The 12,306-nt window shown below is 47.7% G+C and carries 9 protein-coding genes; all 9 read right to left on the bottom strand.

Going from position 1 to position 12,306, the window contains the following annotated elements; all coding sequences use genetic code 11:
• Positions 1–194: 194 nt before the first annotated feature.
• Positions 195–2,003: an asparagine synthetase B family protein gene (locus EP25_RS0116860; RefSeq protein ID WP_031434979.1), complete on the bottom strand. Its 1,809-nt coding sequence runs from the start codon at positions 2,001–2,003 to the stop codon at positions 195–197.
• A gap of 128 nt (positions 2,004–2,131) precedes the next feature.
• Positions 2,132–3,331, bottom strand: coding sequence for a glycosyltransferase (locus EP25_RS0116855; protein WP_031434978.1), 1,200 nt, complete (start codon positions 3,329–3,331; stop codon positions 2,132–2,134).
• A gap of 9 nt (positions 3,332–3,340) precedes the next feature.
• Positions 3,341–4,669 (bottom strand): UDP-glucose dehydrogenase family protein, encoded by a 1,329-nt coding sequence (locus EP25_RS0116850; protein WP_031434977.1) that lies wholly within the window; start codon positions 4,667–4,669, stop codon positions 3,341–3,343.
• Between the two features lie 144 nt (positions 4,670–4,813).
• On the bottom strand, positions 4,814–6,028 hold the full coding sequence (locus EP25_RS0116845; RefSeq protein ID WP_031434976.1) for a TIGR04063 family PEP-CTERM/XrtA system glycosyltransferase: 1,215 nt from the start codon (positions 6,026–6,028) through the stop codon (positions 4,814–4,816).
• Positions 6,025–7,119 (bottom strand): nucleotidyltransferase domain-containing protein, encoded by a 1,095-nt coding sequence (locus tag EP25_RS0116840; RefSeq protein WP_031434975.1) that lies wholly within the window; start codon positions 7,117–7,119, stop codon positions 6,025–6,027. The genes EP25_RS0116845 and EP25_RS0116840 overlap by 4 nt, the downstream gene beginning before the upstream one ends.
• A 70-nt stretch (positions 7,120–7,189) precedes the next feature.
• Positions 7,190–8,032, bottom strand: coding sequence for an HprK-related kinase A (locus tag EP25_RS0116835; RefSeq protein WP_235185929.1), 843 nt, complete (start codon positions 8,030–8,032; stop codon positions 7,190–7,192).
• A gap of 354 nt (positions 8,033–8,386) precedes the next feature.
• Entirely contained in the window at positions 8,387–9,133 is a 747-nt protein-coding gene (locus tag EP25_RS0116830) for a hypothetical protein (RefSeq protein WP_031434973.1), read from the bottom strand.
• Between the two features lie 69 nt (positions 9,134–9,202).
• Positions 9,203–11,101 carry an XrtA/PEP-CTERM system amidotransferase gene (locus EP25_RS0116825; protein WP_031434972.1) on the bottom strand — a complete coding sequence of 633 codons (1,899 nt, stop codon included), beginning with the start codon at positions 11,099–11,101 and terminating at the stop codon, positions 9,203–9,205.
• 35 nt (positions 11,102–11,136) lie between these two features.
• The gene (locus tag EP25_RS0116820) at positions 11,137–12,297 is read right to left on the bottom strand and encodes a TIGR03088 family PEP-CTERM/XrtA system glycosyltransferase (RefSeq protein WP_031434971.1); all 1,161 of its coding nucleotides are present in this window, start codon (positions 12,295–12,297) and stop codon (positions 11,137–11,139) included.
• Positions 12,298–12,306: the final 9 nt, after the last annotated feature.

Genomic DNA, 12,306 nt, shown 5'->3' with positions numbered 1-12,306 from the left:
TAACCCCCCGCGTGTCAGGAACTCCGCATTATTAACCCGTCTTACCCCTCGGGTTAATACCCTCCCTCTCCTGACAACGCAAACTCAAACACAGGGATGTGTTTTTTAGCTGAATCGAACGCCAAACGGTCTTTGCTTGATTGGCTGGAATGACAAATAATGGCGTAAGAGCGCCTTCTTGAAAGGCTCCAGAATCAAGAACGCTTGCTTTGCTTCGCTTGAAACCAAAGCTCCAGCATCATCAAAATCCAGATCAATTCGCCATAATAGGCGGCATGAATCGTCTGATGCATGTGTACGGCGTGATCGAGAAATTCGGTCCGGAAATATCCTCTCTTTTTCAGCGCGTGGATGCTGTCGTAGGCCAATTCTTTCAGAGGTTGATGGTCTTTCAACCAAATCCCGAAAGGCAAGCCAAAACCATGCTTCGATTTATTGATGATTCGTTCCGGCAGGAAATCGCGCATGGCTTGCTTATAAAACCAGCGTAGCTGGCCGTTTTTCAGCTTGATTTCGGAAGGAACCGCGCAGGACAAATCGACCACTTGAGGATCCAACATCGGATAACGTACTTCGACGCCGGCCATTTCGCACATTTTGTTGACCTTGACCAGGTCGTTGTCATGCAGGGTGGTTTTCCAATCCATGAACAGCATGCGGTTCAATGCCGTCGCCTGCCCCGGACGGCGATAACAATCGCGTAAGGTCTGTAAAGGCAAACCGGTATCGATTTGTTGCACGAAATCATCGGCGAATATTTCAGCGGCGGCATGCCGATGCAGGAAATTGTAATCCTGCAAACGATCGGGCAGGGTCACCTCGGCCTGTTCGACATAGCGTTTGGCCTTGAACAGAATCTTATTCTTCAGCAATAAGCCGGGGAGGTGGTAAAGGCCGTTTTTTAAAACGCTCCTGGCAACGGCGGGGAGCCGCCAATATTTTTCGAACAACAGTTGCTTGGCATAACGTTCGTTTCCGGCGAAAATTTCGTCGCCCCCGTCACCCGCCAGCAAAACATCAATGCCGTTTTCTTTCGCCATTTTGGCGCAAAAATAAGCCGCCAAGGCGGAGGAATTGCCGAACGGCTCGTCATAGTAGGCGGCAATGGCGGGAATTGTAGAGACGCAATCGTCGGGCGTCAGATAATACTCATATTGCTGAGTATTGAAATGTTTTACGGCCTCGCGAGCGTATTCGATTTCGTCGTACCCTTCCACAGGAAACCCCATCGTAAAAGTCCGAGCCTTACCTGGGAATACCTGAGCTAAAGCTCCAGCGACACTGGAACTGTCCAATCCCCCGCTTAGGAATGCTCCAGTATTGTCGACGTTATCGGCTTGCTGTTTCACTGCGGCAATTAAGCTATACCTTAACCGTTCCGCGGCATCCTCCGTATTAAACTGGGAATCTTCTTTGAACTCCGGTTGCCAATAATATTCGAGTTCCACCTTGCCATCCTGATAGATCAGGGCTTGACCGGTCTCCAGTTTTTTCACCTGGCGATAAATGGTGTTCGGGCTGGGGCAATGGTGGAAATACACGTAATCATAGACACTTTGCTCCGAAATCTCCGAACCGATGTCCGGATGGACAATCACCCGATCGGCCGAACCGCCGAATACCAGGCCGGAAGGAGTAAGGGCATAATAAATATGCGAAATACCGATGGGGTCGGTGGCCAAAATCAATGTCCGCCGCTGCTCGTCAATCAGGATGAACGGCAATTGCGGCGCGAAATCCGTCAGAAAACTCCGCCCCGTTTGCCGATAGCGGGAAATGATTTGGGAACGGTTCGGATTATTTCCTCCCTCACTGACATCGACGAAAATGAGCCCTTGTTCGTTATGGGTTTTATCGCACTCCGAACAAAGCGAGTGAAATTCCGAAGTGTTAATGTCTACCGCGGGTTGTTTCCCTGCCATGGAGGCCGCAAGGCGCTGCAACAGGTCTCTCGACCCTTGGTCGTTGATTGAGGTATTTACCCAGCCAGATAGAAAACTCATAGTGATTCAACAGTTCGTGTGGTTCATATCGAGAAACACCCTTCCCTGGTTGTCCCTTCGACAAAGAAAAATGCGATAACTCGGCTTCAAGACGTTTATCCGGATACCTGCCAAATATGCTTATTCGGTTAATTGTTTAAAATTCGCTGAAAGTGGTTGACCAATACGGCGACTCTATTGTCCCATTGGTTTGCTTTGGCATAGTCGATGATTTTATCTTTGTCCCAATCGCGTTTTAATGCTTCGACAAGCGCACCGGCCAGGGCATCGCGATCGCCAAAAGGGGCAATGACGCCCAATTCCGGGCCATTGACGACCTCCCGATTACCGCCCACATCGGTGGTAACAACGGGCAACCCGCAAGCCATCGCCTCCAAAAAGACATTGGCCCAGCCCTCGTTGGCCGTTGCCAATACGAATACATCGGCGGCGGACAAAGGGAGCTTCAATTCCTCCGGCGGTAACGCGCCTAGGAAACGGACATGTTCTTGCAAGTTCAATGACGCCGTTTGCGCTTCCAGACGTGAGCGTATGCCGCCTTCCGGGCTGTCTCCGCCGACGATTAAATAGATAAGACCGGGAAATTGTTCCAGTAATCCCGGCATCGACTCCAGCACACGATGAAATCCTTTTCGTTCCACGAGCGCGCCAACCGAGACAATGACTTTTGCCGCTTCAGGCAGACCTAGTTGTTCCCTAGCCTGTTTTTTGTCGAGCGGATTGAATTTGTTGATATCGATACCGTTCCCGACGACTTCAACCTTGTTCTCATCGGCACCCATCGCGACGACATGATTTTTTAAGGAACCGGCGACCGAAAACACTTGAGAGGCCCTATTCAAAGCCTTCACTATGCGTTTGCGTTTGCCCGCTTCCTTGGCATGAGGGACTTCCGTCCCTCGCAATGTAATGGTGACAGGCATTCTCAACCATTGCCCCAACAACGAAGCGGCATAACCATCGGGATAGGCGAAATGGGCGTCAATGAGACCGAAACCATACTGATTTTTTAATTTACGCAGCAAAAACCATGAACCCAAAGCCATAAAAAAACCATCCCACGCCTTTAACAATCCTGGAATAGAGAAAAAACGCGGAAATAAAACCTTAACGCCGTCTTGTTCTTCCATCGAAGCCGGTTGAGGCCGAAAATTCGGCTTCCAATAGCGGATGAGGTTTTGTAACGGAAACCAGGGAACCGGGGAAACCACAACGATGGGCAGATGCTCACCGACCCGAAACATACGCTCCCGGATAAACAAACCTGCTCCCGGCCGTTTAGCGCTGGGAAACAGAGATGAAAAAACGATGATGCCGGGACGTTTCATCAAATTTTCTTAGCTGTGCCCACGTCCGATCGCGTAATATTGCAATCCCATTCGTCCCATCAAGTCGGGCGAGTAAAGATTTCGACCATCGAATACGACGGCGTCTCTCAAGCTATTTTTCATCAGCTCGAAATCCGGGCTCCAGAATTCTTTCCATTCCGTTACCACGATCAGGGCATCGGCTCCCTGCAACGCCTGCTCGGGACTATCGGTCAGTAACAGGCCGGCCTTGTCGCCATATATTCGTTTAGCTTCCTCCATCGCTTCCGGATCATAAGCCCTGACCGTTGCACCCGCATCAATCAAGGTTTCCAAGACCACCCGGCTGGGCGCCTCACGCATATCGTCTGTTTTGGGTTTGAACGACAATCCCCACAAGGCAAAGGTCTTGCCCTCGATATTATTGCGGTAATGTTTGTTAATTTTATTGACCAGAACCATCTTTTGCTTGTCATTAACATTTTCCACCGCATTCAACAATTCGGCTTTATAGCCGACTTGTTGCGCCGTTCGCTCCAGGGCCTTGACATCTTTTGGAAAACAAGAACCGCCATAACCACAGCCCGGATAGATAAAGGAATAACCGATGCGGGAATCCGAGCCGATGCCGTTTCTGACCTGCTCGATGTCGGCGCCTAATAATTCGGCCAAATTGGCCAATTCGTTCATGAAACTGATTTTTGTCGCCAGCATGGCATTGGCGGCATACTTGGTCAATTCCGCCGAGCGGATGTCCATGGTGATCACCCGGTCGTGACTCCGGTTGAAGGGGGCGTACAGCGCTTTCAACAATTCCGCCGTTCTTGGGTTATCGGTTCCGACAATGATCCTGTCGGGTTTCATGAAATCGTTGATGGCCGCCCCTTCCTTTAGGAATTCGGGGTTGGAAACCACATCGAAATCGATATCGACACCGCGTTCTTTCTGCGTTTGCTGAATCGCCTCCTTGACTTTATCGGCCGTTCCCACCGGCACGGTCGATTTGTCGATGACGATACGATACTCGTTCATGTGCTCGGCGATCGATTTGGCCACGGCCAACACATACTGCAAATCCGCCGAACCGTCTTCATCCGGCGGCGTCCCAACGGCGATGAACTGAAAAACACCGTGATTGACTGCTTCTTCGATATCGGTGGTAAACCTGACCCGCCCGGCCTGCATATTGGCCTTGACCATCTCATCCAGGCCTGGCTCGTAAATCGGCACGATGCCTTTATTCAAATTGTCGATTTTGTTTTGGTCGACATCGATACAAACCACGTCGTTGCCCACTTCCGCCAGACAAATACCCGTCACCAGGCCGACGTATCCGGAGCCAAAAACTGTCACTTTCATACGATTTTCCTTTTAGTCTCCCGGGAATCAATCCCTTTTAAATGCTTATAATACAAACTGTTGACCCAGTCTTGTCATTAAAATCAGTAAGACATTGACAAATAATGAAAAATGGCTTTATGACACTACCTTGGCAAAGCTGGGTTAATGTTTCTTCTGGTCAACCAATCGACGATAAATGTTCTCATAGTTCGCCACGCTACCCGGCCAATTCCTTTTTTGTTCGACAAACTTTCTGCCTCGCTCACGCACACTTTCCCATTCGCTTCGACGTTCGAGCAGATTCAATAGCGTGTCGGCAAGCGCATCGACATCGTCGGCCTTGAACAAATAACCGTTTTTCCTGTCGTCAATCAATTCCTTGTGCCCCCCCACATCGGATGCCACGACCAGCCGGCCTTGGGCCATCGCCTCCAATGGCTTTAACGGCGTTACCAGCTCGGTCAAACGCATCGGGAGACGAGGATAAACAAAGATCTCGACCTGGTTATAATATTCCTGCACTTGATCGTGCGGCACCCGGCCCGTGAAAACCACATGCCTCCCCAAGCCCAATTCCTTGGTTTTTTGTCTGATCAATTCTTCTTGCGGCCCGCCTCCTACTAACAACAACCTGACCTCGGGCTGGTGCCGAAGAATTTTTGGCAAGGCTTCCAATAACAAGGGCAACCCTTCATAGGCGTAAAAAGAACCGATGAACCCCAAAACGACGCAACCAGTCAAATCCAACTCTTTTCTCAATTCCTGGTTCGCTGGCTGGCCGAAACTGAATTTATCGATATCGACGGCATTAGGAATCACGGTTATTTTATTCGCCGGCACTCCGCGGCCAATGATATCGTTACGTAACCCTTCGCAAATCGTGGTCACCGCATCGGCTTTTTTAAACACGTGGGTCTCCAAGGCGTGCGTCAACAGATAACGCATGCTGCCTTCGAATGTGGTGCCATGATCCACCGCCGCGTCTTCCCAGAATGCCCGGCATTCGTAAACGACAGGGAGTTTAAATTTTTTGCCGGCGGCCAAGGCCGCCAACCCATTCAGAGCGGGAGAATGGGCATGGAGAATATCGGGCTTTATTTCCGGAATGATCTCAGCGAGGCGCTTTTCCAGCGACTTTACTATCGCCCATTGATTGAAAACCGGCCATGCGGCCGGAAAACCGCTTGGAATCTCGGAGCGATAGAACGTCAGGCCGTCTATTTCCTCGATGCTGTGTTCGGCAACGTTATGTTTGGCCGATGTGACATGAAAGGTTTCCCATCCGAGTTTTTTTTGTTGCTCCAAAATGGCCCGTGTTCTGAAGGTATAACCGCTGTGCAACGGTATGGAATGATCCAGGATATGCAGTATTTTCATTTATTTTTGTTATTGCGTTTACCTGATAGACGCATCCAACTTTTTCTAAGTAAATGGGGTATCAGTAAGTGTAGCGGCATTCTGAGCCAATGCGCCCTTAAATATAAAAGAAAGCGCGCTAAACCGGTCCAACGATCATTACAGCTCGAATGATCGGGGAGTAAGGCCCTTAAGAACAAGAAATCCATCATTGTTTGTTTGATCTTCCCTATCGCTATTTTTTCCGACTTGCAAATAATCTCTTGCGGAATTGGGGTCTCCAATATCAATCGGCAATAATGCAATGCGTAAAACAATGGTAATTGTTGGTTTAAATCATAAGAACGTTCCAATAAATTATCCCAAAAATCAGTCCGAACAGAAAATTCTTTAATCAATAGATCTAAATCAGAAAGATCCCTAAAGCCATGATCCAATTCGCCTTCATGAAATAAATGTGTCGCGCTATGTAAAACCCTATCCACTCCCGATAAGACGAAAACATTATTTTCAACGTGTTCCAATTGCTCGAATAATTTGTCGGCATTTGGGCAAAGTCGACATGTTTCCGGCAGTATATTGTGATGCACATCAATCGTAGTTCCCCGGATAACATGGGTCAGAGGCGGAATTTCGTGCATCCATTTACGATAATATTTATTATCGTATTTATCTATTTTCCCAGGCATCCAACCCGCCCGCATCATCGCTCTTTCGACTTGCGCCAAATTATTTTTCGAGACCAGAATATCGACATCGGAAAAAACTCTACCGGTAGCCGCTCGATTTTCGGCCAATTCGTAAGCAGCCCCTTTCAAAATAACGAGAGGAATATCGAGCTGATCAAAGGTTTTTTCCAGGCAGGAAACTTCCCAGCGCAATGAAAGTTTAAATTGCTCGGCATATATCTGCGCCGAACGAAGATGTTTTATCGCTTGCTGAGGGACGCTAGGCAATAGATTCGCATCGTTCAAAGCCTCCCCTAACCGCGCCAATACTCCAGCCCTTCTTGCCTGTCTTATTAATAAATCCCACTGCGATAAATCGAGATTTCTGGTCGCGTTAGGGTCAATTAAAACGGACACCAGCAGCGGTCTGTTACTTTTCGTCATTTATCGGTGAACAAATACGGATCAATTACAAGAAGGGACACTTGATAAGCGAGTAAAATCAAATCATAGTTTATTTGGAAAAATACTCTAGCGCTTTATTCAGATCGCTATAGATCAGCTCATCGCACCGGCAATCCTGAATCACGTCACATAACGCATTAAACGCCTGATTTCCAAGAACATTGTAATTAAACGAATTTTCAGCCACTCTCAGCAATGTTGGTCCTTTGGATAAGGACTTCAAAGAGATTGCATTCGCGCTTCGGTCGAAACGCGGGAAGACGATTCTCTTGGCCACCGTACGCTTAGCTGCATTTCGTACGCTATCCACAGGCGGCCTCATATGAGAAACGGTTCCTTTCAGAGTATCAAAAAAAGATTCCCCGAACTCAGCCTTTGGAAAGGTGGTTTTGATTAGCGAAATCGACTCGTTTTTTAAATTGACGGGCCTGACGATGGGGATTAGTTCTTTACTCTCCATATCAATCATTGCCATCTCATCTGACAACAACCGCCAACCGGTGCAAACCAAGGCCGCGCAGAGCGTACTCTTACCGGCACCCGGTTGCCCCGGCATGATTAACGCCTGACCATCTTTTTCCACAACCGCCGCATGAATCAATAGATATTGAAACGTGTGGTTGGCTATACACCAATTTAGGCCCCATTCAAAAAACGGGTAGGCTTGCGAGAAAGGTAGAGGTTTAAAAGGGGCGACGCCATCGAAATAGAATTGCACCTGCGGTTTGTAGAAATACCTTAAATTTTTTACCTTATCGACTTTAATATGAAAATCGCAAAAAACTGGGGATATATATTCTTGAAACTGATGGCTTTTGTAGAGTAATTTTACCGATTGAAGTACTGCGGATATATTGGATTCAAGCCTAACAACGAAAGGATCGATATTCAAGCAGAGAGATTCTCTAAGCATAATAATCCGCAAATCTGTGATATGAAAAGAACTATGTATGCCTAACACGAACCTAATATTCCATTATCAGCAAATAACTTTAACGTTTTATCAACAAATTCCGATAATTCTTGTCTTTCGAACCCATTGTTAATAATTGCCAAATACTCCAATATCTCGTGATAATTTCGCTCTTTTTCCGACAAGAACACAATTAACTCGTATGTCAGTTTATTAACAATCAGCGTTTCCCGACTGTTTCCCGAATAAACAACAAAATCACTGTCAAGCTGGCGGTGACTAATACGACAATTTAAGCAATACCTTTTAATCAATCTTTAAGCAGATCATTAACTAGTTGGAATTATTAAACGAAGATAAATAGTTTACCAACCCTAATAGAGTAGTTTCGTCATTGGTGCTTCCAACAAGACTTGAGCATGACGGTTGATTATTGTTATTTGAGTCCAACGATGATGCCGTAATTCCAGACGCGGAATTAAACAAATTAATTATATTTGCCTCTGTCTCAGCATTCGCCTCGTACCAAGGTAAAATCCGAGCATTAAATATTGCCGCCACAGATTCTTTAGCCGCATCATATAACGCTGCTAAATAAGCTTCTTCTTGAGCTTTCTTATCCTCGTTATTCCCCACGGTCTCGCAATAGAACTGGCCATTGCCAGTACCATTGGGATCTATTATGGTAGCTTCCCCTAAAATTACATTCCCTAATGTCGGAGTGTCCTCAAAAATACGGAGCGCTGGATTAAAAACATCACTAAATAACACCTGCGATTCGTCTATATTGCTACCTTGGGCACAAATTGGTCTAGGGGGAATATTAGTTAACTCGTCAATGTAATATTGCCTCGAAAGGCCGGGCTTATCACATTCAGCATCATAATTAACAGATACATTGCCTGACAACATTCCCGACTGAGTACAGGTGATTTGCGCGAACACGGGCTTGCTGGAAAGAGACATGATAACAGGTGAAATAATGCCTGCTTTAGTTAGCTTTCTCCGCGAGCTGTTGAATTCGGCTGATTGATGTTCCTTTTCAACTTCATTTTTTTTATCTTCACGCTGACTATGCATAGCGACCACCTGTTAAATATGTGAAGTAAAGCAATTTTACCAGGAAAAACAATAAATATATATTGTACTTTAGGGTAATATCCGATCACTTTTCAAAAAAGACTCGAACATCAACAACGACCAAATCGGCGCGCTGTAATCCCGTAACCCGCTTTGGTGCTGGTCGACCATTTTCGTTAAAAATTGTCGATCGAACAAACCGCAATCAGTCATTGTTTCGCCCAGCAGGGACTGTCTGACCTGCTCTTTCAAAGGACCTTTAAACCAACTGCCCAGCGGCACGGCAAAACCCATTTTCGGGCGGTATAAAATATCGTTAGGCAAATATTTCTCCAATCCCTTCTTGAAAATATATTTGCCTTCCCGGTTTTTCAATTTAAAACCGGGCGGCAGGCTTGCCATCCATTCGACCAACTGATGGTCCAACAAGGGCACTCTAACCTCCAAGGCATGCGCCATGCTGGCACGATCGACCTTGGTCAGAATATCGCCCGGCAAATACGTTTTAATGTCCAGATATTGTACTAGGGACTGAGCATTGTCACTAGGCGCATTGTTCTGATAGCGCCTGAATACCTCGACCGCCTGGTAACCCTGCAATTCTTTTTTCAGTTTTTCACTGAACAGGGCTGAGCGGATACTGTTGGAGTTAACCGAAACACTGTGGAAATAACCTTCCAATGAATCCCGGCCGATCGACTCCAGCGTGGATTTGGCGCGAAAAATCTTAGGGGCCCAATCGGCTTTGGGATAGACCTGGCCTAAGAAACCGAACAAAGGTTTGCGTAATACATCGGGCATGACCGAACGCATGCGGTCTTCATAGGTATGCCAGCGGTAACGCCGATAGCCCGCCAGGTTTTCGTCGCCGCCGTCGCCAGACAGTACCACCGTCACCTGTTTTTTAGCCAATTCGCAAACCCGATAGGTCGGCAATGCCGAACTGTCGGCATACGGTTCGTCGTAAATCCCCGATAACTGGCCGACCAATTGAAAATCGTCGGGATCGACCTGTTCGACCCGATGGCTAGTGCGATAACGCTCGGCCACCATTTGCGCATATTGAGATTCGTTAAATTTAGGGTCGCCGAAGGAAATGGAACAAGTATTGACCGAATCGGTTGAATTTTGCGCCATCATTGCGACAACGCCGCTGGAATCGACTCCGCCCGATAAAAAAGCCCCAAGCGGCACATCCGCCATCATACGAATTTTGACGGCTTCCTCGAAGCGGGCCAGCAATTCTTCCACCGCCTCCTGTTCCGAATTGAATGGCTGCTCCCGGAAACGGACATCCCAATATTGCCGTGGCTGGTAAGCAACTTGTCCTCGCTTTAACGTCAGCGTGTGGCCCGGCTCCAATTTGTAAACATTCTTGTAGATCGTTTTCGGCTCCGGGATGTAGCCGAAACCGAAATATTCTTCGATGGCGGTAGGCTCGAATTCCCTTGGCAGCAACGGATGCTGCTTTAATGCTTTCAGCTCCGAGGAAAAAATAAACTGGCCATTGTTCAATTCCGCATAAAACAGCGGCTTGATGCCAAGGCGGTCTCTGGCCAAAAACAGCATTTCCCGGTTTCTATCCCAAACGGCAAAAGCAAACATGCCGCGAAACTTTTCGACGCAGGCTTCGCCCCAGGCTTGCCAACCGAGCAAAATCACCTCGGTGTCGCAATGGGTCTTGAAACGATAACCCAAACCTTCCAATTCCTTGCGCAATTCCAGAAAATTGTAGATTTCTCCGTTATAAGTCAATACCACGCTGCGGTCGTCATTTAGCATCGGCTGTTGCCCGCTGCCGAGATCGATGATCGATAAACGCCGGTGACCGAACCCCAGGCCAGGTTCGAGGTGCAAGCCGCCTTCGTCCGGTCCCCGATGAAATTGGCTCTCGTTCATTTTAGAAAGCAATTCCCGATTGATCTCGCGTTTTTCCTTCAGATCGAATATACCTACAATTCCACACATGTCATGTCCTGTCTGCTGGGCCTTGTTTTATGCCGTTAATTGCTGTGGCCGTCCGAATCTCGATTATACACAGCCATATATTTTTCAACCATTGCCGCCATCGAAAATTCCTGCAACACCCTTCGATGCGCATTTCGACCCTGTATCCGCCTTTTTTCCGGATCATTGACGTAATCGGCGAGAGCCGCGGCCAATGCCCGAAAATCCTCCTTCGCCACCAATTTTCCACTGACCCCCTCGACAACCAGTTCCGGGTTGCCGCCGACATTCGTTGCGATCACCGGCAAACCAGTCGCCATCGCCTCGAGGATGGTGTTGGAAATTCCCTCGGCCCGGGAAGGTAAAACAAAGATATCCAGATTACGCATAATCTCGGCGACATCGCTTCTTTCGCCCGGCAACCAAGCCAAATGGTCCAGCTTGTGCTCCTCGAGATAGGTTTTCGCCTGCTCGCGGATTGGCCCTTCGCCGACCAAAATCAACCGAGTCCTGCGTTCGAATTCAGGATGATCGCTCAGCAATTGGACAAATGCCTTCACCAATGTCATTTGGTCCTTAACGCCATGCATCCTGCCAACCGTTCCTATATGGACCTGGTCTCCGTGGAATGACAGGGGGCAATGGGATAAAGGCGCTTTACCGGTAGCAGGATAAAACGTTTCCGTGTCAACGCCGTTACAAATTCGAAAAATTTTGACCGCAGAAATACCGACTCTATCGACTAAATAGTCTTCCAATTGCCGGGAAAGCGGAATGAAACGGTGTATCAGCACGCCGAATGTTTTTCTCAATAATTGATATTTTTTATTGTTCCCTTCCGGGTCGAAAACATCCCAGCCATGCTCGCCATGAATGCGATATCTCACTCCCGCCAAAAATGCGGGTAATTGATACTCGAGGGCGGCAAGATTACGGCTATGGACAATAGCCGGCCGCAATTGACGCAATAAGCGATACATGTTGAGGAACGACTTCCAGTCATGGCCTTCCCTTTTGTTCAATTCGTAAATGGCAACATCCTTACGTTGCAGACGCTGACTGAAATCGGTCGAATTTTTAAGGCAAATCACGGCATGCCGGAATCGATCGGCCGGGATTCTATTGATCAGATTAACGACGCCGTTCTCCAGTCCTCCCACTCCTAAACTGTAGATAACATGCGCGATTAATGGCGGAGTATCTTTAGAAGATGACATTTTAAGTCA

Source organism: Methylomarinum vadi (assembly GCF_000733935.1).
Taxonomy (GTDB): Bacteria; Pseudomonadota; Gammaproteobacteria; order Methylococcales; family Methylomonadaceae; genus Methylomarinum; species Methylomarinum vadi.
This window is presented reverse-complemented; position numbering and strand designations above follow the sequence as displayed.